The organism is Xanthomonas sp. NCPPB 2250, from assembly GCF_056725265.1.
Genome location: NZ_CM161520.1, coordinates 2,436,123 through 2,460,602, shown reverse-complemented (window position 1 = coordinate 2,460,602; position 24,480 = coordinate 2,436,123). Strand labels below are relative to the sequence as shown.

The window sequence follows — 24,480 nt, the reverse complement described above, 5'->3', positions numbered from 1 at the left end:
CTCTGCGCCTGCTTGGAATGGTTTCGCTCATGCCCGGTTCCTCGTCTCGGCGATCACACGTTCGACCAATCGCTGGCCTGCGCCATGCCGACCACCACCTTGCGCGCGCCGCTATAGGGTTCGCGCCCGTGCGCGCACAGCATGTTGTCCAGCATCAGCACGTCGCCCTCCTGCCAGGGAAAACTGGTCTTCTCGGCCAGGTAGGCTTCGCGCAACTCCTGCAGTACCTCCGGCGCGATCGGCGTGCCATCGCCGTAATAGGTCTGGTTGGGCAGCCGCTCGTCGCCGAACTCGGCGCGCAGCCGCTCCTGGATCTGCGCGTCCAGGGTCGAGACATGAAAAAAGGTGGCGTGGTTGAACCACACCGTCTCGCCGGTCCGCGGATGGCGGGCGGTGACCCGGCGTATCTGCCAGGTCCTGAGCCGCCGCTCGCCATTCCATTCGTATTCGATGTCGTTGGCGCGGCAATACGCCTCCACTGCCGCGGGATCGCTGGTCTGGAACGCGGTCTGCCAGCTCAAGCCCAGGCCATCGCCGAAATTGCGCACGTACATGTAACCGTTGCGCTCGAAACGCTCGCGGGTTCGCGCCGATATCCGCCGCAGCACCCGCCGCGTGTCGGCGATCGGCGTCTGCCCGCCGGTCTCGCTGGCGACCAGGCAATGGAAAAAGATGCGCGTCGGGAAAGTGACGTTGTACGACTGCTCGTTGTGCAGGAAGATCGGGTACTCCGGCGGATGATCGGTGGAGGTGTAGATGGCCCCGCGCACCTGACTGCGCGGCGAGGAGCGCTCGCTGTAGGTCATCGGCTCGCCGCTGGTGACTTTCACGAACCGCTCGAACTCCGACACCTCCGCCAGCCGGAAGCCGCGGAACAGGATCGCGCCATGCGTGTCGAGCCGTTCGTCGATGAAGCCGGCATTGCCGTCCGCCCAGGCGGCGAGATTCAGTGCATCCACCACCGGCTGCACCACAAGTGGGCACGTTCCGCAGGCCGCGTTGAATCCTGTCTGGACCAACGCCTGTTGCGTGATCCGGATCGATTTCCTGCGATTGAACAACGGCTGGCCTGCCGGCGGCGGATTGTGCGATTCGCTCACGACCGGTTCTCCTGGCCGATCGCCGGCACGGCGATCGGCTTTCTGCGGGTCCTGGAAAGTTGTTCCTGGCGTGCGCCCGACTGCTCCGGCGCCATGCGTTCGCGCTCGGCGTCCGACCGCATCTCCAGGCTCGAAATGCGGGCGTCGGGATCGGCCAAGGCGCTGCGCAGCAGCGAGGCGTAATGCGCCTGCAACCGCTCGATGGTCTGCGCATCGAACAGGTCGCTGCGGTAGGTCCACTTGACCTCCAGCGCGTCCGCATCCTCGTAGACCCACACGGTCAGGTCATAGCGTACCGCCTCGCTCTTGACCGGATACGGGGACAGCCGCAGCCCCGCCGCGTCGATCGAGAGCTTGTGCTGGTTCTGCAAGCCGAACGCGACCTGGAAGAACGGCGACCGTCCGGGACGCCGCTCGGGCTTCAGTTCGTCCACGAGCAGGTCGAAAGGCAGGTCCTGGTGGGCATAGGCGCCCAGGCTGGTTTCCTTGACCCGCGCCAGCAGTTCGCGGAAGCGCGGGTCGCCCGACAGGTCCGTGCGCAGCACCAGCATGTTGACGAAACAGCCGATCAAGCGCTCGACCTCGATCGGGCCGCGCCCGGCGATGGCCGAGCCGACCACGATGTCGCTGCCGTGGGTGTACCGGGCCAACAGCACGTCGAATGCCGCCAGCAACGTCATGAACAAGGTCGCGCCTTCCTGCCGGCTCAACTGGCGAAGGCCGCGCGCCAGATCGAGCGGCAGCGCGAAATGCCGGTAGTCGCCGCGAAGGTCGGGGGCGGCGGTCCTGGGCCGGTCGGTCGGCAACTCGCGCGCTGCGGATGCGCCGCCCAACGTCCGCCGCCAATAGTCCAGGAGCGCTTGCGCGTAGTCGCCGCGCATCTGTTCGCGCTGCCAGCGGGCATAGTCGGCGTACTGCACCGGCAACGCCGGCAAGCGCGGTTGCTCGCCGCCGGCGAAGGCCTGATAGAGCTGCCCGATCTCCTGCTTCATCAGTTCCACCGACCAGCCGTCGCAGACGATGTGGTGCGCGGTCATCAGCGCCACATGCTCGATCTCGCTCAGTCGCAGCAATTTGACCCGGAGCAGCGGGCCGGCGGAGAGATCGAACGGCGCGGTGGCCTCGCGCGCGGCCAATTCCTCCGCACGCTGTGCCTGCTCAGGTGCCGGCAGGTCGGACAGGTCTTCGATCTGGAACGCGGTATCCGGAACCGCGCCGACGCGTTGGATGGGACGATCGTTCTTGAGCACGAAGACCGTCCGCAACACCTCGTGCCGCTGGAACAGCATGCCGATGGTCTTGGCGAACGCGGCCGCGTCCAGCGGCCCATGGATGCGCATCGCCGCCGGCATGTTGTACGCCGCGCTCGCCGGCGCAAGCCGGTGGTCGATCCACAGCCGCTGCTGCGCGAAGGACAGCGGCACGTCCTCGTCGCGCGGGGCCTTGCGGATCGGCGGCGGCACGGGCTGTGCGTCGGACCGTTGCTGCCGTTCCAGCCACGCCGCCAACTCGGTGACGGTGGGGTGCTGGAAGACGCGCTTCACCGGCAATTGAATCCGCAATACCTCGCGCAACCTGGAAATCATCCGTGAGGCGCTGAGCGAATGACCACCCAGGTCGAAGAAGTTGTCGCCGGGTCCGATGTCGCAGGGCCCGAGGACCTCTTCCCAGGCCGCCGCCACCAGTTTCTCCATCGGGGTCATCGCCGGCACGGCGCTGGCAGTAGCGCGCGCCTGCCCGGCCTGCCCGGCCTGCGCGGCCCAGCGCGCCAACAGCGTCCGATCGATCTTGCCGTTCGGCGTCAGCGGCAACGCCGCGATCGGGACGGTGACGGCCGGCACCATGTAATCCGGCAAGCGCGCGCGCAGGAATGGCCGCAGTGCGCCGGTGGCCCCAGACTCCTGGGCGGCGGGCGCGGCCGCATGGTCGAATCCCGCCTCGTCGAAACCGGCGCCGTCGCGGGCCACGACGAAGCCGATCAGGCGCTTGCCGCGGTCGGCCGAAACGGTCTCGTCGACCACGACCGCGGCGTCGGCGACGTCCGGATGGGCCAGCAGCGCCGATTCGATTTCTTCCAGCTCGATACGGAATCCGCGCAGCTTGATCTGGCGGTCGGCGCGCCCGAGATAGTCGAGCTGGCCATCGGAACGCCAGCGGCCGAGGTCGCCGGTTCTGTACAGGCGCGCACCCGGTTCGTCGCCGAACGGATTGGGCACGAAGCGTTCTGCGGTCTGCGCGGGCTTGTTGCGATAGCCCCGCGCCAGTTGCCTGCCGGCGAGATGGATCTCGCCGACCACCCCGGCAGGCACGGGCTGGCCGTCGCGGTCGAGCACGTAGGCCGAGCTGTTGGCGACAGGACGCCCGATCGGCGGCAGGTTCGGCCAGCCGGCGACCTCGGCCGGCAACTCGTAGATCGTGGCGACGTGGGTCTCGGTCGGACCGTAGTGATTGTGCAGCCTGCACCCATCGGCGCGGGCAAAGAAGGCGGCGATCTGCGGGGTGATGTGCAACTGCTCGCCGGCCGTGATGACCTCTTTGAGCTTCAGCTGCAGATCGGCGAGCGCGGCGGAGGCCGCTTCGGCCAGCGCCTGCAGCGCCGCATACGGCAGGAACAGCCTCTCGATGCCGCGTTCGCACACATGCCGCAGCAGTTCCGGGAAATCGCGCCGCACTGCGTCGTCGATCAGGTCCATCTCCGCACCCGCGGCCAGGGTGGAAAAGATCTCCTGGAACGCGACATCGAAACCGAGCGCCGCGAACTGCAGGCAACGCGTGGGCGCCGTGTCGTGGGCCTGCGCGGTCTGCCAGCCAATCAGGTTGACCAGCGCGGCGTGCGACATCGCCACGCCCTTCGGCCGTCCGGTCGAGCCGGAGGTGTAGATCACATAGGCCAGGTGCTGCGCGCTCAAGCCCATCGCTGCGCGATCCGGGGGCGTGCCCGGCGCGTCGGCCCAGCGTTCGCGCTGCTCGTCCAGGTCCACGACGGCGGCGCCCGCGGGCCTGGCTTCGAGCAGTGCACGCACCGCCGGCGGAGTTTGCGCATGGATCAGAATCGCCGTCGGCGCGCTGTCCTCCAGCACATAGGCCAGCCGCTCCGCGGGATAGGACGCATCCAGCGGAATGCAGGCGCCGCCGGCCTTGAGCGTGGCCAACAAGGCGACGATGGTCTCCGTGCCGCGCTCCATGCAGATCGCCACGCCCGCATCGGGGACCACCCCCAAGCCGCGCAGGTGATGCGCAAGCTGGTTGGCCCGCACGTCCAGTTGCGCATAGCTCAACTGCCGGTCCCGATGGCGCAGCGCGACCGCCGCGGGGCACCGTGCCACCTGCCGTTCGAACGCCGCATGGGCGCACTCGGGCAGCGCGTCGCCCGCCATGGTCGGCCCGGTGCTCCACTGCTCCAGCACCTGCCGTCGCTGCGCCTGCGCCAGCAACGGCAAGCGCCCGACTGCCATCGTCTCGTCCTCGGCCAGCGCCTGCAGCAGCGTTCGCCAGTAGCCCAGGTAGCGATCCACCGTCCGCTGATCGAAGAGCGCGGTCGCGTACTCCAGGGCACCGGTGATGCACGTACCGGTATCGCGCAACGACAGCGTCATATCGAAGATCGAGGAGACACGCGGCATCTCGATCGGCGCAATGCGCAGTTCCGGCAGGTCGGTGCGGCCTTCCGGCGCGTTCTGCCAGGCGAACATCACCTGGAAGATCGGCGCATGCGCCAAACTGCGCGCGGGCTGTACGATTTCCACCACCTGTTCGAAGGGAATGTCCTGGTGCTGTTGCGCTTGCAGCGTCGCGGCCGCGGCACGGCGCAGCAGTTCGGCCACCGTCGGCGCGCCGCTCACATCCAACCGCAGCGCCACCGTGTTGGCGCAGAAACCGATCAACGGTTCGAGTTCGGTGCGAGTCCGGTTGGCCACCGGCGCGCCGACGACCAGATCGTCCTGCCCCGACAACCGCGCCAGCAACGCGGCCCAGCCAGCCAGCAACGCGACATACAGCGTCGTCCCGTGCCGCCGCGCCAATGCCCTGAGCCGGCCCGCCAGCGCCTGGTCCAGATCGACCCGGACCGAATCGCCGGCATAGTCCTGCTCGGCCGGCCGCGCCCGGTCGGTGGGCAGCTCCAGCAGGGCCGGCGCGGCCGACAGCGCCTGCTTCCAGTACGCGGCCTGTTGCTCCAGCACTGCGCCACTCAACCATTGCCGTTGCCAGGCGGCATAGTCGGCGTACTGGATCGGCAACTCGGGCAACGCGGCCGTCTCGCCGTCGCGCAACGCCTGATAGAAGGCGCCCAGGTCATTGACGAACACCCCCATCGACCAACCATCGGAAATGATGTGATGCATGGTCAGCAACAGCGCGTGGTCGTCCTCGGCCAGTTGCAGCAGGCGGGCGCGGACGAGCGGACCCTGCTTCAGGTCGAACGGCACGCCGGCCTCGCTGCGCGCGAAGTCCTGCAGCGCGGCGTGGGGATCGGCCTCCTGTCGTAGGTCGGTTTCTTGAAGAGGAAAGCCGCGGCCGAGTGCGGCGACGATCTGCACCGGCTGGCCCTGCGATTGCGCGAACGTGGTGCGCAACGCCTCGTGCCGTGCCATGACCGCATCCAGCGCGCCACGCAAGGCCACGCGGTCGAGCGTTCCGCTCAGCCGCACGCCGCCGGCGATGCGATAGGCGTGGCTGGCGCCTTCGAACTGCGACAGGAACCATAGCCGCTGCTGGGAGAAGGACAGCGGCAACGGCGTACCGCGCGGCAGGCGCTCGATCGGCGGCGCATGCCGACCAGCGCCGGAGCCGATCAGGGCCTGGATGCGCATGGCCAGTTCCTCCACCGTCGGCGCCTCGAATGCGCAGCGCAGCGGCAGCTCGATGTGGAAGGTCTCGTTGATGCGCGAAACCACCCGGGTCGCGACCAGGGAATGGCCGCCCAGGTCGAAGAAATCGTCGTGCACGCCGACTCGCTCCACGCCCAGCAGCGAGGCCCAGATGGCGGCCACCGCCTGCTCGACCGCGTCGCGCGGCGCGACGGCGTCGGCCGCGCTTCCGATATCGGGCGCGGCGAGCGCGGACAACGCCTGGCGATCGACCTTGCCGTTCGGCGAAAGCGGTAGTGCGTCGAGCGCGACGAACGCGGCGGGCACCATGTAATGCGGCAGCACCCGCTTCAGATGGGCGCGCAGTTCGGCGGCGGCCGGCACCGTTCCCGCCGCGACGAAGCACGCGACGATCGCGGCTTCGCCGGCGGCATCGTCGCGCACGATGGCGGCGGCATCGGCGACCGCCGGATGCGCGCTCAGCGCGGCCTCGATCTCCGGCAATTCGATACGGAACCCGCGCAACTTGATCTGGCGATCGCAGCGGCCCAGGAATTCGATCTCGCCGTCCTCGCGGAAACGGGCCAGGTCGCCGGTCCGATACAGCCGCGCGCCGGCCGCGCCCGACAGCGGGTCGGGCACGAAACGTTCCGCGGTCAACGCCGGGCGCAGCAGATAGCCGCGTGCGAGGCCTGCGCCCCCCAGGTACAACTCGCCGCAGACGCCCGGCGGCACCGCCTGCAGCGCCGCGTCCAGGATATAGGCCCTGGTATTGGCGATCGGGCGTCCGATCGTTGGCGCCTCGGTGGCGCCGCGTTCGACCACCACGCAGGTCGAGTACGTCGTATCCTCCGACGGCCCGTACAGATTCATCACCTGGCGCACGCCGTGGTGCGCGTATGCGCGCTGCGCCAACGCATTGTGCAGCGGTTCGCCGGCGAGATTGATCGCGCGCACGCCCTCGCCGATCGCGCCCAGACGGATCAGTTCGGTCAACGCCGACGGCACCGTATTGATCAGGGTGACTTCGTCCGCCGCAGCCAGGGTGGCCAGCGCCAGCGCGTCCTGCGCCAGCACCACGCAGCCGCCGCTGGCCAGCGGCACGAACAATTCGAACACCGACAGGTCGAAGCAGATCGAGGTGGAGGCCAGCACCCCGGCCAGCTGTTCGCGGCTGAAACGCGTCCGCGCCCAATGGATGAACGCCGCCGCGCTGCGGTGCTCGACCGCCACGCCCTTGGGCCGGCCGGTCGAACCGGAGGTATAGAGGACATAGGCCAGGTTGCCGCCGCGCGCGCCGCTGTCGAAATCGTCGTCGGCGTGCGTCGCCGCGGCAAAGCCGGCGTCGTCCAGGCACACCACGTCCGCGTGCAGTCCTTCGCTCACCGCGTAGAGGCTGTTCTGGGTCAGCACCACCTCCGGTTTCGCGTCCTCGACCATCATCGCCAGCCGCGCCATCGGATACTCCGGATCCAGCGGCAGGTACGCGGCGCCGGCCTTGAGCGCACCAAGCAGCGCGACCGCCAGCGTCGCGGTGCGTTGCAGCAGGACGCCGACGATGGTTTCCGGCCCCACGCCGCGTGCGCGCAGCTGCCGTGCCAGCCGGTTGGCGCGCTGATTCAACTCGCGGTAGCTCAGCCGCTGCTCGCCGTCGATCAGCGCGATCGCCTCGGGCGTGCGCACCGCCTGCGCCGCGAACAATTCATGGATACAGGCGTCCGGATAGTCCGATGCGGTGTCGTTCCAGTCCACCGTCACCCGCCGCAGTTCCTGCGGGGAGAGCATATCGAGCCTGGACACCGGCGCGTCCGGTGCGGCGATGGCTCGCTCCAGCAGGGCGATGAGGTGCGAGGCCATTCGCGCGACCGCCGCACCGTCCACGCGCGCGGCGTCGTACTCCCAATGCCCGGCCATCCCCTCCCCGTCCTCGCCGAGGGAAAGGGTCAGGTCGAACTTGGCCTGCGCGGACTGCAGCGGCAGCGGGCGCACGGACAGCCCGGGCAACTCGGTCGCGCGCGCCATGCCCTGCACCACCAGCATCACCTGGAACAGCGGCGTGCGGTCCAGGTTGCGCTCGGGCTGCAATTCCTGCACCAGCATCTCGAACGGGATCTCGCCGTGGGCGTGCCCCTCGAGGGTCGCGTCGCGCGCGCGCTCGAGCAACGCGGCGAAGCTTGGATCGCCCGAGAGATCCCCGCGCAATACCAGTGTGTTGGCGAAGAACCCGATCAGTGGTTCGGCGTCGATGTGGGTGCGTCCGGCGATCGGCGTGCCGATTACGATGTCGTCGAGCCCGGTGTAGCGATGCAGGAGGGCCTGCAGCGCCGCGAGCAGGGTCATGAACGGGGTCACGCCGCGTTCGCGGTTGAAGCGCTGGAACGCGGCGTACACGGCCTTGGGAAACCGGATCCGCTCGATCGCGGCGCGCGGCGGCGCTGCCGTGTCGCGCCGGCCTGCCGCGGGCAGTTGCAACACCGGCAGCGGCCCGCGCAGCCGCTGCCGCCAATAGGCCAGATGCGGCGCGCACCAATCGGCGCCGAGCCGCTCGCGCTGCCAGTGGGCGAAGTCCGCGTACTGCACCGGCAAGCCGGGCAACGGCGACGCTTCGCCGCACGAGAATGCCAAGTACAGACTGGACAGCTCCTGCACCAGCACCCCCGCCGACCATCCGTCGAAGACGATGTGGTGCGTGGTCAACAGCAGGGCGTGTTCGTCGTCGGACAGCCGCCACAGCACGCCGCGCAGCAACGGATCGCGCGACAGGTCGAACGGACGCGCCGCTTCCTCTTGCGCCAGGCGCACGACTTCGGCCTCGCGCCGCGATTGCTCCACCTCGTCCAGCTCGCGCCGCTGCAAGCGCCATTCGCCCGGCGGCGCGACGGACTGCAACGGCTGCCCGGCGGCGCTGACGAAGGTGGACCGCAGCACTTCGTGGCGTTCTATGATCGCGCCGATGCTCCGCTCCAGCGCCTCCACATCGAGCCGGCCGCTCAGGCGCACCGCCACCGGAATGTTGTAGTTGACTTTGCCCGGTTCCAGTTGGTCCAGGAACCAGAGCCGCTGCTGGGCGAACGACAGCGGCAGTGGCCGGTCGCGCGGCAGCCGCGCGATCGGCTGTGTTTCGCGGTCGGCGTCGGCACCGCCAAGGTGGCCGATGCGCTCGGCCAGTTCCGCCACCGTCGGCGCCTCGAAAAGGTCGCGCAGCGGCAGTTCGACGCCGAACGTCTGGTTGATGCGCATCGCCACGCGAATGGCGATCAGCGAATGTCCGCCAAGTGCGAAGAAGTCATCGTGCCGGCCGACCCGCGCCACGCCCAGGACGGCGCTCCAGATGCCCGCGACGGCTTCCTCGACCGGAGTGCGCGGGCTGCTGTCGGGCGAACCCTCGCCGCCGCTCCAGACCGGCGGCGGCAACGCGCGGCGGTCGACCTTGCCGTTCGGCGATAGCGGAAGGCTGTCGAGCATGACCAGCGCGGCAGGCACCATGTAGTGCGGCAGCCGTTGCTTGAGGTGGGCGCGCAGATCCGCCGACGAGAGCGCATGGCTCTGCCTCGGCACGACGTAGGCGACCAGGCAGGCGCCGCCAGGGCCGTCCTCGCGCACGATGACCGCCACATCGCGCAGCGCGGGGTGCGCGACCGCCGCCGCCTCGATCTCTTCGAGTTCGATGCGGAAGCCGCGCAGCTTCACCTGGCGATCGAAGCGGCCCAGGAATTCGATTTGGCCGTCTTCGCGCAGGCGCACCAGGTCGCCGCTGCGGTAAAGCCGCGCCCCGGCTTCGGTGGAGAACGGATCGGGAGCGAAACGCTCCGCGGTCAACGCCGGACGCGCCAAATAGCCGCGCGCCAGGCCCGCCCCCGCGATGCACAGTTCGCCGGGCAGTCCCTGTGGCACCGGTTGCATCCGCGCGTCCAACACATAGATCCGGGTGTTGGCGATCGGCCGGCCGATCGGCGGCACCTCCGGCTCGCCCTGCGGCGTCACTTCGCAACCGGTGGCGACGACGCTGTATTCGGTCGGTCCATAGTGGTTGAACAACTGCGTCGCGCGCCCTGCCGGCGGCCGGCACAGCAGCTTGTCGCCACCGGTCAGCAAGGCGCGAAGCGCGATCGCCTCCGGCCATGGCTCGTTCAACACCGCCACCGCCAGCGGCGTGGGCAGGAAGCAGAGCGTCGCTTTCTGCGCGGTCAGCCAGCGCAGCAGCCGCGCGGGCGAATTGCGCTCCTCGTCGCCGGGGATGTGCACGCTGGCGCCGGCGGCCAGATACGGCCAGACCTCCCAGAACGAGGCGTCGAATCCCGGCCCGGCCAGCATCGTCGCCCGGTCCATTGGCGTCAGCGCATACGCACGGCGATGCCAGTCGATCAGATTCATCAGCCCGCGGTGTTCCACCGCCACGCCCTTCGGCACGCCGGACGATCCCGAGGTGTAGATCACGTAGGCCAGTTGCGACGGGACCACCGTGATCTCGGGATCGCGCTCGCTGTGCTGCTGGATTTGCGGCCAATCGGCGTCCAGCCCGATGACGCGGATTCGCGCAGCATCGAACCGCTCGGCCAGCGCTGCCATGGTCAGCACGATCCGCGCACCCGAGTCCTCGACCATGTCCTGCAGACGTTGCCGCGGAGACGCCGGATCGAGCGCGACATAGACGGCGCCGGCCTTGAAGCAGGCCAGCGCGGCGACCAGCGACTCGATGCTGCGCGGCAGGCAGATCGCGACTTTATCCTCGGCGACGATGCCCAGCCGGATCAGGTGATGCGCCAGGCGGTTCGCACGGCTGTTGAGTTGCGCGTAGCTCAGCGCCTGATGTTCGTCGCACGCCGCCACAGCATCCGGATCCAGCAGCGCCTGGCGCTCGACAAGCTGGTGCGCGCACAGTTCCGGGTCGGCCAACGGTGCCCGCTCCGGATTGTGTCCGTGCAGGGTCCGCTGCCGCTCGCCATCGTCCATCAGCGGCAGTTCACCGAGCCGGAGTTCGGGATCCGACACCACCGCCCGCAGAATCCGCAGGTAGCGTTCGCACATCCGCACGACCGTGGATGCGTCGAAAATCTCGGCGTTGTATTCGAACTGGACCGAAATCTCGACCGGTGCCCGCTGCCCAGGCTGACCGGCCAGTTGCTCCACGTGCGGCAGCACGATGACGGTGAAATCGAACTTCGCCGAGCGGTTGTGGGTTTCGATCACGCTCAGCGACAGATTGGGCAACGACAGTTCGCGGGTAGGCGCGTCCATGAACGCGAACATGGCCTGGAACAGCGGCGAATGGCCGCGGTTGCGCTGCGGGCGCAATACCTCGACCACCTTGTCGAAGGGTACGTCCTGGTGCGAATAGGCGCCGAGGCAGACCTTGCGCACGCGCTCGAGCAACTCACGGAACGACGGGGCGCCGCTCAGGTCGGTGCGCAGCACCACCGTGTTGACCATCATTCCCAGCAGGTCTTCGAATTCCTGCGACCGCCGGTTGGCGATGCCCGAGCCCAGGCTGATGTCCACCTGGCCGGTGTAGTGGTGCAGCAGCGCATTGAAGCCGGCGAGCATGGTCATGAACAGGGTGACGCCCTCGCGGCGGCTGAAGTCGCGCAACTGCGCCGACAGTTCCGCCGGGATCGCGAACTCGTACTGGTCGCCGCGCGGGATGGCGACGGAGCGCCGCGGCCGGTCGGTGAGCAGATTCAAGCCGCCATCCGCGCCCTTCAGCTGCTCTTGCCAATAACGCAACTGCCGCTGCAGTTGCTCGGACTGCATCCAGCTGCGCTGCCAATGGGCGAAATCGGCGAACTGCAAGCGCAGCGGCGGCAACGGCGACGGCTCGCCGTCGGCGAAGGCGCGGTACAGCGCGAGGAACTCGCGAACCAGGACGCCCTGCGCCCAGCCGTCATGGATCAGGTGATGCTCGTTGAGGATCACGACATGCTTGTCGTCGCTCAAGCGGACGACATTCACGCGCAGCAGCGGCAGGCGTTCCAGGTCGAACGGGCGCTGGCCTTCGTACAGGATCAGCCGCTCGACCTCCTCGCGGCGCGCGCCGTCCTCCTCGACGCCGCTCAGGTCGATCACCGGAATGCGGAACTCATAGGGCGGATGGATGCGCTGGAGCGGCCGGCCGTCGACCATCGGGAAGGTGGTGCGCAGAATCTCGTGCCGGCGCACCAGTTCGGCGAACGTCTGTTCCAGCACCGCGTGGTCGAGGGAGCCCTCGATCCGGATCGCACGGGTGATCAGGTACGCGGTGCTTCCGGGCTCGAGCCGGTTCAAGAACCACAGGCGTTCCTGTGGAAACGAGAGCGGCAGGTCGGCGTCCCTCGGCGCTTGCACGATCGCGGGCACCTGCGCAGCGGCGCCGCTCCAGCTGGCGCTCTCCAGGTGCCGGGCGAAATCGGCCAGCGTCGGTCGTTCGAACAGCAGGTACAGCGGCAGATCGCTTCCGAAGGAATGGCGCAAGCGGCTGATCACCTGGGTGGCCAGCAGCGAGTGACCGCCGAGCTCGAAAAAGTTGTCCTCCGCGCCGATGGCGTCGACCCCCAGCACTTCCGCCCACGCCGCCGCCACCAGCTCTTCGGCGGGACTGCGCGCCTGCGTCGCCGCCGTTGCGCTCCTGGCCGGCGCCGCGTCGGCCGCCAGCCGCAGTAGGAGGCGCCGGTCTGCCTTCCCGTTCGGATTGAGCGGCAGTCGCGGCTGCGGCACGATCAACGCCGGCACCATGTACTCGGGCAAACGCTCGCGCAGATAGGTACGCAACCGCGCGTCGGAGTCCGCGGCCGCCTGCGGTTTCAGTACCACGAATGCCACCAGGCGCTTGCCCGCATCGGCGTCGGCGACAACCGCGGCCGCATCGGCCACGTCCGGATGGGTCAGCAGCGCCGCCTCCAGCTCGCCCAGTTCGATGCGGAAGCCGCGCAGCTTGACCTGCTCGTCCATACGCCCCAGGAACTCGATGTCGCCGTCGTCGACGAAGCGGACCAGATCGCCGGTCCGGTACAGCCGCGCGCCCGGCTGCGCCGACAGCGGGTCCGGCAGGAACCGCGTCGCGGTAAGCGACGGGCGGGACAGATAGCCGCGCGCCACGCCCGGGCCGCCGATATACAACTCACCCGGCACTCCCTCGGCGACGGGGTGCATGTCCATGTCGAGCACGAAGACGCGGTTATCCGCCGTCGGCCGCCCGATCGGCACCGTTCCGGCCTTCAGGCGCTCCAGTTGATGCTTCGTCTTCAGGCAGAAGATGGTGGCGTTGACCGAAGCCTCGGTCGGTCCGTACCCGTTGTAGACCGCGCAGTCCTCGCGCACCGCGCGATAGATCTGCTCGACCGCGCTGCGGCTCAGCGGCTCGCCGCCCAGATGCACGGTGCCCAGCGTTTCGAGTCCCCCGTCCAGCGCCAGCACGTCCCGGAAGTACGAGGGGGTGGTATGGACGGTGTCGATGCGGTTGCGCCTGATGAAATCGCCGTAGAACCCGACGCCCGAGACCTCCCGCCGGTCGGTGAAGTACAGCGTTCCTCCGAACAGCATCGTGGTCAGCAGCTCGAATACCCCGAAGTCGAAGCAATACGAAAGGTTCTGCAGCACCCGCGTATGTTCGCCGAGACCGAAATACTCGCGGCTCCACAGCAGGATCGGAATCAGGTTCTCGTTGCTGATCGGCACCCCCTTGGGCGCGCCGGTCGAGCCGGAGGTGTAGATGACGTAGACCAGGCCCTGCGGGGTCGCCCGGTCGCGCCGGGCCGCCTCGGGTGCCGGCCCACTCAGATAGCCGCGCACATCGTGGACAAGGACACCGCCGGCTTGGTTCTCCGTTCCGCCCTCGATCCGGTCGAGGCAGACAACGTGCTTGAGCGATGGGCACGCCTCGGCCACCTGCCGGGCCAGCTCCAGCCATTTGCCCTGCGTCACCAGCACTTCCAGTCCGCAGTCGCGCACGATCACGCCGATGCGATCAACCGGAAACTTCGCGTCGATCGGCACGAACGCACGCCCGGACCTGAGAATGCCCATCATGCCGGTCAACAGCTGCAGGCCCGGATCGGCCATTATACCAATGAGTCGGTGTTCGGATGGCATGTGCATTCCTTGTCCCGTGGCTCAGCGAGCGTGGTCGGAGCGGTCGACCGCGACCATTCGCAGCTCGCAGGTGTAGCGTTCGCCGGCGGCGCCCGGCAGCCAGCTCTGTTCGATCTCCGGCAACATCTCGGTAACGGTGAACGCCGCCTGCGACCCGGCGCCGACGGCGGCCGCGCGCCGCACCAGCTTGGACAGGATCTCGACGTAGACGGGGCTGGCGAAATCGATATAGACGGGCTTGCCTTCGCCCGGGAACTTGACGAACACAAACCGCGGCAGGCCGTGCCGGGCCGCCCACGCACGGGCTCCCGCATAGCGCTGCGCTTCTTCCCTGCAGAAAGCGAAAGCGGCCGCGTCGAAGGCGAAACTCCAGGCTTCGCGGCACACCACCAGCCGATCGATGGTGATCCTCGGCAGGTGCCCATCGATGCCGAACGGCTTGAAGCGCCCTGCGGTGACGACGTCGATGAACTGACCCAGTCCCGCCATCAGGTCCAGCGTCACCCGGCCATCGCGCGTGCGCAGCAACAACTCGTCGCCGCGCGCCTCCACCACCAGTTCCCCGATCGGCAGGTAGCGCGACGCGTCGACCTGGACCGGGCCGGTCTGCAATCCAAGGTGGTAGTCCGCTGGCGAAGCCAGCGCCGGAAACAGCCGCGTGACATCGCCGAACGCGCCTTTCGGCACGATCGGCAGCAGCCGCGGCTCGGACAGGTCGAGTGCGACCGTGCGGAACAGATCCTCGGGCGATGGGTGCTGCGCGATGAACAGCGGCCATGCAAGGGTGTTGATTCCGGCATGCAGCTCGCCCAACACGGCCTGATAGTCCAACCGGCCCAGCGCTTCGGCGTCCTTCGCCGCGAACATCAGGTCGGGACAGTGGTAGCGCGAGAGACTGCGCGGGCGCTGGCCGAGCGAAAACTCCTTCGCCACCGCCTGCCGCAGCGCGTCCGCGGTGAAGTGCCGATGGCGCACGTCGCGCGAGGGCGGCACGATCCGCGCCCAACGCTTCTGGAACTGGTCCAACGCCGCCGACCCCACCTCCTCGCGGCGCTCGAAGAAGAACGGCTGGATGCGCGCCCAGAACTGGACGAAATCCACTTGCGCCGAACCTGTGGAGCGGGACAGCGAGGCATACAAGTTCGCGGCGATCTTGCTGTAGGAGAACCACACCGCATAGGCGAGCCAGCGTGCGCTGTCGAGCACCAGCGACAAGGCAGGGCCCACGTCCGCAAGCACCTCGGGGCCGATCTGCAGCTCGCCGCCGCGAACGCAATCCTCGTACACCAAGGTCCGGCCCGCATACGTTTCGCCCGCCGCGCGCGTCGCCGCGCGGCCGGTGAGGCGATTGAACGTCGCCTCCAGATCGGCGGTGCTGGCGCTCACCGCGTCGGCGTCGCCCGCGGCCGCGGCGACCGTCTCGAACGCCGCCTGCAGTTGCTCCAACGCCGCGGCGAGGGGCGCGCGCAGCTGCGGATCTTCGATTTGCGCCAGCGCATCGCGCAGCGCGAGTTCGGGCCGCAGTTGCCTGGGCAGTTCTAACTGCCACCAGAGCACTCCCCGCGCCTGCAGGCTGTGCAGCAGTTCGTAGACCTCGCCCTCGTTGTGCAAGCCGAGGGTGGGATCGGCGGCCAACGCGGCGGCGATGCGGTGCGCCTGCACGACGCCGTCGCAGGCGTTCAGCGCAGCGCGCTCCGCGGGCGACAGCCGCACGGGCGCGCGGAACGGAAGATGCGCGACACCGTCGATTTCGTGCATCGTGCAGCTGCGGCGCGGCGCGATCCACGGCAACACCGCGCGGCGGTGTTCGAAGTTTTCCACCAGCGCGTCCACGCACCAGGACTCGAAGTACAGGTTCCTGCGCGCCAACAGCGCGCTCCCCGCGCGGACCCGCCACGCGGGTCCGTCGGATGCCAGACGCGCCCAGCCCACCGGCCCGAAGAAGCCGATGGTGTCGTTCTTGACGCAGTACCGCTGCAGATAGTTCGCGACCAGTTGCTCCCGCTGCCGCAACTTGGAACCACGCGTTTCGCTGCGCTCATGCAGCAGCGGATCGACGCCGGTCTGCAGCGCATGGCGGTTCTGCCACGCCACCGCCTCGCGGAAGTCGCGACGCCCCGCAACCCGCTTGAGCGCGTCCGAGGCCTGCAGGGTCGCAGCGCCGAACCGCGCGGCGAACCGCTCCCGCGCCGCGCCACAGGCGGCATCGCAATGCCGCCATCGCTGCACTGCCTCGCGGACGTCATCGCGGGTTTGCAAGGCCGCGGCGAACTCCGGTACTTGCAACAATCGCAGCGCTTTGCGCGCCGACGGGCGATGCTGGCCCGTCTCGTGCATCGCCCGCTGCATTGCCGCGATCGCAGCCTGGCGCGCATCCGCCTCGCGCTGGCGCTCATCGTTGAGCGCATCGGCCGCGCGCGCGCAGTCCGGCGCGCCCAACTGCAGCAGCAGGTGGGCCGGAAAACCCGCGCCGCGCAACGCCGCCCAGCGCCACAGCATCCACGTGCCGCCGGGCAGGTCGACGCGGTAATGCGCCGCGTCCGAATGCGGCGCGGCGCCGGATTCGGCAGGCGTGATCTGGTGGCAGGCGGCGACCGCGGTTTCCATGGCGTTCTCAGTAGCGCAGCGTCTTCAGCGGCCGGCGGATGCTTTCGACATGAATTCCATTGCGCAGCGCCAGCAGGATCCCAGCCGCTTCCGCGTAGTTTTCCACCTCGATCACGTTGTCCATCCGCATCACCTCACGGTCCACGCGCAGAATCGTGCTGTTCTCGCGCACCGCGACAATCGGGATCCCCTGCTGGTTCGCGCACACGGCGGGGATGCCGCCCAGGCAGGACGCCGGTGTGACGACCGCCGCGAGGTTGTTGACATTGACCACATCGGCGATGCGGGAGCCGGCCGGCGGCGCGATCTGCGGCGCGTTCTTCAAGCCGACCAGGATGCAGGCCAGTCCGCTTTCGGAGGCGAACTCCCCCGCCCCGCGTGCATCGACCACGGCGCTCTTCAGGTCGAGCTGTTTGATGTTGAGCAGCGGGGCATGCGCCGCCGGCAAGTTGAAACGGTTGCTGACCAGGTAGGAGATGATCGCTTCGACTCCGCCGATCGGGTTGGGATACTCGCCGTCGAAGTGCTTGGCGTAGTTGTGCAGCGGCAAGTCGCTGATGTTGGTGGTGATGCCGATGGCATTGACCCCGCGCCGCACCAGTTGCTCGCATGCATCGAACAGCACGCTCGGATTGTCGACCGTGCCGACGAAACCCTTCGACGCGTTCTCGTGGCAACGCCCGCCGATGCTTTCCTCGGTCACCACCACGTCGGAGATGTTGACCCCGTGGACCGCGCGCACCGCGTTGACGATATTGAAGATGGTCGCGATGCTGCGTTCGTCGGTCCTCTCCACGATCAGCCCGACGCGGTTCGCGTACGGGATGTGCAGATCGGCCGCGCCGCTGCAGAACAGGTCCATCGAGTACCCGTCGGTGTATAGGATGTTGCGGTTCTGCAGATTGATGAAATTGGAGGCGTTGACCGTGTTGGGGTTGGCGATGAGGTAGTCGGCTACGCCGGCGAGCAGGTTCGATGCCGGCGCGGCGTCGCCGGCGAAGCCGCCGATGCTGCAGCCGATGCCGGTCGGCACGACGCTGAGCACGACGTTCCTTCCTGGATAGAACCGCCGCTGCGCGGACGGGTCGGGCCGGTCGCGCACGTCCTCGCATGTGGTCACCTCGACCACCAGGTCCTCGTCGGTGGACTGCGCCACATACCAGCGCAGCACCTTCCCGTCCGCGGCCTTGGCGACGGCCTCGGCAAGCGATCCGGTGGCGAATGCCTCGGATTTGCCGAGCGTGATTTGACTATTTCGGATCATGTGAACTCAACCTCTCGATCAGAGTGGCCAGCCTTTCGGCCTCGTCGTTGATTTGCGCGAAGGTCCGCGATGCGCCCGCGTGCACTGCGGCGATCTTCTCCGGGGTTCGTGCCGCCTGCGCCGCGAACAGCGCATCGACCGTGCTCGCCTGCGAGTAGCCGCCCGTCCCTTGGCTCCACTGCTCAAGAACCCGTTGGCGCTCGGCCTGCGGGCTCATCGGCAACTGCGAGACGCGTTGTCGCGGATCGGCAACGATGGACGACAGCAACTGTTGGTAGTGCCCGATCAAACGCTGCATGTCGCCGCGCTGGAACAGATCGGTGTTGTATTGGAGCGAACCGAGCAGGCCGTCTTGCGCCTCCAGGATCTCCAGTTCCAGATCGTTGCGCGCGAAGCGCCGTTCGACCGGCTCCAGCGCGAACGTCACGCCACCGATACGGGCCTTGGCGCCTTGCTGCAGCGACAGCGGCGCGCCATCGGCGACCGGCACCGGTTTCTGCAGGAGGAATGTCGCCTGGAACAGCGGCGAGCGGCTGGGATCGCGCTCGGCCTGCAGCTTCTGCGCGAGCAGGTGCGAAGGATAATCCTGATGTTCCAGTGCGCCGAGCACCTTGCGCCGGTTCTGGGCGAGCAGTTCGCCGAAGCGCGGGTTCGCGTGGAGGTCGCAGCGCAGCGCCACCACGTTGAAGAAGCAGCCGGCGACGCCCTCGAAGTCGGCGCCAGGCCGCGCCTGCACCGGCGAACCGACCACGAGGTCGCGCGCGCCGCTGTAACGATGCAGCAACACCTGAAAAGCGCTCAGCAATACCGTGTACAGCGTCGTCCGGTGCGATGTCGCCAGGTCGCGAAGCGACTGCGCCAGCGCCAGACCTACGTCGAAGCGCAACTCCGCGCCGCTGAACGTCCTCACCGGCGGCCGCCGGGACGCCATCGGGAAATCCAGGACCGGAAGCTCCTGGAGCTCGGCGCGCCAGTACGACCACGACGCCTCGCCCTGCGGCCCCGCCAGGGTTTGCGCCTGCCAGCGCACGAAGTCGGCGTAGTCACGGGCCGGCTGCAGCGCGGCGCTCGGGCGACCGGCTCTGCGCTCCTGATACAGCGACAGGGTTTGTTCGAGCAGGATCCACATCGAACGGCCGTCGGTGACCAGGTGGTGGGCCATCAACAACAAGGTGTGGTCGCGCGCGGAACGTGTGAACAACGCAGCGCGGAACAGCGGCCCAACCGACAGGTCGAACGGCTGGTACGCCAGCGCGATCAGCGCCTCGTCCATCCGCTCCGCAGCGCCATCGGTCGCCTCGAACCACGCGTCCCGCCGCTCACGGACGATCTGCCTGGGACCGTCCGCGGTCGCGACGAACACGGTGCGCAGGGCGGCATGGCGGTCGACCACGTCCTGCAGCGCGTCGCGCAGCGCAGCGCGGTCGATCGCGTCGTCGATCCGCACGGCGAGCGCGACATTGTAGGCCGGACTGGAAGGCGCGAGCTGGTGCGTCAGCCACAACGATTGCTGCATGCAGGACAGCGGCGCGCCGGATTCGGGCGATTCCGGCGGCGAACCCTCTGCTGCCTGCGCCTGCATTGCCGGCGGCGCGTCCAGCGCTGGCGCCAATTCGCGGGCCAGATCGGAGATCGTGCCGTCTTCGAACAGCGTCGACAGCGCGAGCGGAACGCGCAAGTCCCGCTCGACGGCGTTCTTGAACTCGATGGCATTCAGGGAATCCAGCCCGAACGCCGACAGCGGCAGGTCATGGGCCAGGCGCCGCGCCGGAATCTTGAGCAGGCGGCTGGCCTGTTCCCGCAGATACACCTCCAGCGGAGGTTGCCTGCTGGCGGCCGGGATGGATTGGAGGGTTCTGAGGATCAGGCTCGCTTCCGGCGCAGCGTCGTGCGTCTGGAGGGAATCGCGCGCGATCTCGCGCAGGCGCCCATCGACAAAGGCGGCCTTGCAGGCGTGCCGCTGAATCTTGCCGCTGGATGTCTTGGCGATGGTGCCCTTCCTGACAAGTACGACCGAATGGGCCTGCAATTCGTGTCGCTGCGAAATTGCCTGCCGGATCGCATCGATCAGCTCCTGCGGATCGATGCCTGGCTGGCGCTCGGCTTCCTGCACGACGATCAACTGCTCCTCGCCGTCGATCTCGACCGAAAACGCGGCACTGCAACCGGAACGCAGCACCGGATGCACGCTTTCGACCGTCTGCTCGATGTCCTGCGGATAGTGGTTGGCGCCGCGCACGATGATCAGGTCCTTGAGGCGCCCGGTGACGTACAGTTCGCCGTCGGCCAGGAACCCCAGGTCGCCGGTTCGTAGGAATGGGCCCTCGCCGTCGGGCTCGAGCCGGGCGCCGAACAGCTCCGCGCTCTGCTCCGGGCGGTTCCAATAGCCATCGGATACGCTTGGGCCCGACACCCAGATCTCGCCGACCTCGCTCGCGCTGCAGCGCAGGCGCGTCCGCGGATCGACGATCGCCAGGCGCTGGCCGCCGAGCACGCGCCCGCAACTGACCAGCTTCACTGCGTCGCGGTCCGCCTCGCCGGCCGCGGCGACACGATGCCGCTCCAGGGCGGATTGGCTGAAACGCCCGCGACGCGCGGCTGTGCCGCCACCGCTACCGGAGACCATCAAGGTCGCTTCCGCCAGCCCATAGCATGGATAGAACGAAGATTTCTCGAAGCCGCACGGTGCGAACGCCGCCACGAAATCGTCCATCGTCTGCGCCCGCACCGGCTCGGCGCCGTTGAAGGCGATCCGCCAGCGGCGCAGGTCGAGGTCGGCGCGCTGCTCGGGAGAAATGCGCTCCACGCACAACCGGTAGGCGAAATCCGGGCCGCCGCTCAAGGTGGCGCGGTGTTCGGCGATCGCCTGCAGCCACCGCTGCGGACGTTGCAGAAACGATGCCGGCGACATCAACACCGCGGGTATGCCCGCATACAAGGGCTGAAGCAGACCGACCATGAATCCCATGTCGTGGAAGGTAGGCAGCCACGACACATACTTGTCGTCCGGCCCATGCCGGCCGGCCCGATGCACCAGCCGCGCGTTGTGCAACAGATTCGCGTGGCTGAGCCGCACGCCGCGCGGGGTTGCGGTCGAACCGGAGGTGTATTGCAGGAAAGCCAGCGTGTCCTCCGTAACGGGCGGCCCGTGCCAGGGCTGCACGTCGTCCTCCACTTCATCCACCGCGATCCACTCGCAGCGCTGCAGGTCGGGCAGATGATCGGCCGCGAGCCGCAGCTTTGGAAGCAAGGGCGCGATGGTCAGGATCAGGCGTGCATCGGCATCGGCCATGACCGCGCGCAACCGCTCGAAGTTACGGTTCACCCGAGGCGAATTGACCGGAACCGCAACCACGCCCGCGCACAGGCAACCCAGGAACGCCGCATGAAAATCCAGTCCGGGTCCACACAGCAGTATCGCCCGCTCGCCGCGCGCCCGCGTCCGTTCGAGCCGTCGCGCGATGGAAGATGCGCGTCGCTCCAGGGTCGCGTAATCGGTCTGCGCCGCCACCACTCCCGACTCGTCCAGGAACAGGTAGGCGGTCTTGCCTGGTTGCCGGAGCGCGCGCCACCGCAGGAGCTCGATCAGCGTCCGCGGCTCGGTCGCGCCGTCGAATGGCCCCCTGTAGCCGTCGGGAATCGACATGGGCATCCCGCTACCCCGCTCGGCTCAGCGCGTCGGACGGACGCATCACGTCCGCTGACATCGAAACCTTCCCGGCGTCGAGCCTGATGATGCGATCGGCGACGTGGAAGTAGCGATCGTCGTGGCTGATGACCACGACCGACTTGCCTCGATGCTTCAGCTCGGGCAGCAGCTCGTAATAAAACACCTCCTTGAAGACCGGATCCTGATCCGCAGCCCATTCGTCGAAGATGTAGATGGACCGGTCCTCGAGGTAGGCAGTCAGCAGGGCCAGGCGCTTGCGCTGCCCCTGCGACAGTTCGGTGGTGGACAGCCTGCCTTCGCGAATCGTGACCTTGCCATCGAGCTGGAGCACCTTCAGGTAGGCCGCGATGCGCTCGCCGGCCTCGCTCACGTCGATGCCGAGGAACTGCTCGAACAGATGGAAATCGAAGAACACCGAGGAAAAAAACTGCCGATACGCGACCCGGTTGGCGTCGCCGATCGGTTGGTCGTCCAGCCGGATCTGCCCGGATTCGGGCGCATACAGCCCGGTCAGCAGCTTGATAAAGGTGGTCTTGCCGGTGCCGTTGCCGCCGGTCACGAAAACCACTTCGCCCGGCGCAAGCTGCATGCTGATAGGTCCCACCGCGAACCCGGGCTTGTCCTCATCTTGACGGTAGCGGAACACGACCTTGTCGAGCTCCAGCCGTTTCCACCCCGGCGCCTGCGCCGATGCCATCCGCTCGGCCGGTTGCGAGGCCAGCGATAGGCCCAGCTGTTCGAAGTTCTGCAGTGCGATGCGCGCACGGCCGAAGGCCGGCAGCGCGTTCACGATCACCTCGAGCGGACCCATCATGTACAAGGCGACGAGCACGCAGCCGACCACCACTTCCATCCCGACGTGCAGCGCGCCGCCCAGGTAGAACACCAGCAGCCCGATGAATGCGAACAGCAACGCCTGCCCGAAGCTCGACGCCGCTGCGTAGGCGGTCATGCCGGCGGTAGTGTGGTGGCGAACGGCTTCGGCGGAGACTTCGAGCACGTCCTGTGTGAAGGTCTCGGCGCGCGGCTGGTGCAGCTTCAGCTCCTTGATGCCGCCGATGAGGCCGTTGAAGTGCTTGAACAGATCGTTCTGCAGCTCGCGCGCCAAACGCAGGCGGCGATTGGCGATGGCCATCGGCAGCAGATAGCTGACGACGCCGATGGCGATGGCCAGCAACATTGTCGCCAGCAGCGGCAGGGAGAGATAGCCCACGTAGACCACGCAGCCAAGCAGTATCGCCAGGTTGACGCAGACGACCGGAATGTTGACGACAGCGTTGGAAATGACCAACACATCGTCGGTGAGCGCAGCGAGCAAGCGATGCGTGCCGACCTCCTCCAGATGCCGCAGCGGAGCGCCCAGGATCCGCTCGCTCAGGCGCATGCGCAGATCGTAGGTCATGCGCTGACTCAGCTTGATCAGAAGCGCCGCCGAAACCAGTCGCGTGAGCGGCACCAACGCGCACGCGGCCACATACGTGCCGATCAGGCCGGATGTGGCCAGCTCCGGGCGGTTCATGATCCGGTTGATGAGCGCGATCAATGCGGCGCCGCCCAGGCCCGCGATCAGGCCCGCAACCACCGATGGGACGAGAAGATGCATCGCGTTCTTCGCCGCAAGCCGGACAATTCTCATAGCGCAAGAATCCTTTCGATGGCGCGGACGCTGGGATCCGGCGCCGAGGCACCATTGCTCGGACGCGGCAATCCGATCGCCCAAGGCATTCGCTTACGCATGGGCAGAACTACACGCACAGCTTGGCGATGTCGGCCGACAGCGCATGCATAAAACTCGATTGCGCGCTGTTGATGTAGAAATGGCCACCGGGAAACATGCGCAATTCGCTCGCGCCATGGGTCATCTCCTCCCATGCTTCCAATCGTTCCGCGTCGACGCCTCTATCGTCCATGCCGCCGTAAATGGTCATCGAGCACTCCAGCGGCCGCTCGGATCGAAACTCGTACGTTTCACCCAGTTCGAAATCCGCGCGAATCGCTGGCAGCATCAGATCCAGCAACTCATCGTTCCGCAGCGCTTCCTCCGGCGCGCCATCGAACTCGCGCAGCCGTTCGATCAACGCCTGTCTGGACAATCCGGAGATCCGTTCGTCGCGCTCGCGCCGGTGCGGCGCCTCGGCAGCGGAGAGGAACAGATGCGCCGGCTGCGGCTGGTCGTCGTGGCGCAGGCTGCGCGCTGTTTCGAAGCACAGCAGCGCCCCCAGGCTGTGGCCGAAGAAGACGAACGGCCTATCCAGATAGGGCGACAACTCCTTCGCCAGGATCCCGCTCAGCGCCTGCAAATGCCGTGCATAGGGCTCCCCGAGCCTGGGGCCGCGACCTGGCAGCTGAATTGCCGCCACTTCCACGATCGGCGCAAGATGCCCTGGCCAGCCGTGAAAGAACTGCCCGCTCCCGCCCGCATGGTGAAAGCAGAACAAGCGCAGCCTGGCAGCCGGATTCGGACTGGGAAACACGATCCACCTGTTCCGCCATTTTGGACTCATCTGCGTTGCCTCCAGAGTGGCTTTGGCAGCGTGCGGTCAGATATCCCGAGAAAGCGCGGACTCTCACGGCATGTGGCGACACCTTGCGAAGCCGCCTGCGGGCGTATTGCGCTCTGTCATCGACCAGCGCGCACGGGTACGCCGACGCTTGCGACGATCCAGCAAAATCCGACATGCATTCGATGGCGCCGCTCTTCGCGCGGCAACGCGCGCGATCACGCCGTGTCTGATCCAGCTAGGCGCCGGCAGCGGCGTCCATCTTCTTCCGGAGGCTGAGCGGCCGCATGTCCGTCCATACCTCCTCGATGTACGCCAGGCATTCCGCCTTGGTTCCGGACTTTCCGGCATCGTTCCAGCCAAGCGCGTTCTCACGATCGGCCGGCCAGATCGAATATTGCTCTTCGTGATTCATAACCACCTTGTAGATGGTGGTATCTTCGCTCTCGTCGTTTCTCACGTGTTT

Annotated in this window: 8 protein-coding genes; all 8 read right to left on the bottom strand. The window is 67.7% G+C overall.

Annotated features, from left to right (window positions below):
* Nucleotides 1-53 precede the first annotated feature (53 nt).
* Nucleotides 54-1,100 (bottom strand): TauD/TfdA family dioxygenase, encoded by a 1,047-nt coding sequence (locus AC1PMG_RS10285; RefSeq protein WP_481111539.1) that lies wholly within the window; start codon nucleotides 1,098-1,100, stop codon nucleotides 54-56.
* Entirely contained in the window at nucleotides 1,097-13,972 is a 12,876-nt protein-coding gene (locus tag AC1PMG_RS10280) for an amino acid adenylation domain-containing protein (RefSeq protein WP_481111538.1), read from the bottom strand. The genes AC1PMG_RS10285 and AC1PMG_RS10280 overlap by 4 nt, the downstream gene beginning before the upstream one ends.
* A gap of 21 nt (nucleotides 13,973-13,993) precedes the next feature.
* On the bottom strand, nucleotides 13,994-16,579 hold the full coding sequence (locus tag AC1PMG_RS10275) for a lantibiotic dehydratase (protein WP_481111537.1): 2,586 nt from the start codon (nucleotides 16,577-16,579) through the stop codon (nucleotides 13,994-13,996).
* A gap of 7 nt (nucleotides 16,580-16,586) precedes the next feature.
* Nucleotides 16,587-17,708, bottom strand: coding sequence for a DUF3326 domain-containing protein (locus AC1PMG_RS10270; RefSeq protein WP_481111536.1), 1,122 nt, complete (start codon nucleotides 17,706-17,708; stop codon nucleotides 16,587-16,589).
* A gap of 121 nt (nucleotides 17,709-17,829) precedes the next feature.
* A complete protein-coding gene (locus AC1PMG_RS10265) occupies nucleotides 17,830-21,489 on the bottom strand; it encodes a condensation domain-containing protein (RefSeq protein ID WP_481111535.1) in 3,660 nt (1,219 codons plus the stop codon).
* A gap of 10 nt (nucleotides 21,490-21,499) precedes the next feature.
* Nucleotides 21,500-23,149: a cyclic peptide export ABC transporter gene (locus AC1PMG_RS10260; RefSeq protein WP_481111534.1), complete on the bottom strand. Its 1,650-nt coding sequence runs from the start codon at nucleotides 23,147-23,149 to the stop codon at nucleotides 21,500-21,502.
* 109 nt (nucleotides 23,150-23,258) lie between these two features.
* A complete protein-coding gene (locus AC1PMG_RS10255; RefSeq protein ID WP_481111533.1) occupies nucleotides 23,259-24,017 on the bottom strand; it encodes a thioesterase II family protein in 759 nt (252 codons plus the stop codon).
* A 235-nt stretch (nucleotides 24,018-24,252) separates the two neighbouring features.
* On the bottom strand, nucleotides 24,253-24,474 hold the full coding sequence (locus AC1PMG_RS10250; RefSeq protein ID WP_481111532.1) for an MbtH family protein: 222 nt from the start codon (nucleotides 24,472-24,474) through the stop codon (nucleotides 24,253-24,255).
* Between the last annotated feature and the right edge of the window lie 6 nt (nucleotides 24,475-24,480).

What these genes read in the sequence shown, in the direction of transcription:
- AC1PMG_RS10255 (WP_481111533.1), bottom strand. Translation starts at nt 24,017, where the DNA reads ATGAGTCCAAAATGGCGGAACAGGTGGATCGTGTTTCCCAGTCCGAAT.
- AC1PMG_RS10275 (WP_481111537.1), bottom strand. Translation starts at nt 16,579, where the DNA reads ATGGAAACCGCGGTCGCCGCCTGCCACCAGATCACGCCTGCCGAATCC.
- AC1PMG_RS10265 (WP_481111535.1), bottom strand. Translation starts at nt 21,489, where the DNA reads ATGTCGATTCCCGACGGCTACAGGGGGCCATTCGACGGCGCGACCGAG.
- AC1PMG_RS10260 (WP_481111534.1), bottom strand. Translation starts at nt 23,149, where the DNA reads ATGAGAATTGTCCGGCTTGCGGCGAAGAACGCGATGCATCTTCTCGTC.
- AC1PMG_RS10280 (WP_481111538.1), bottom strand. Translation starts at nt 13,972, where the DNA reads ATGCCATCCGAACACCGACTCATTGGTATAATGGCCGATCCGGGCCTG.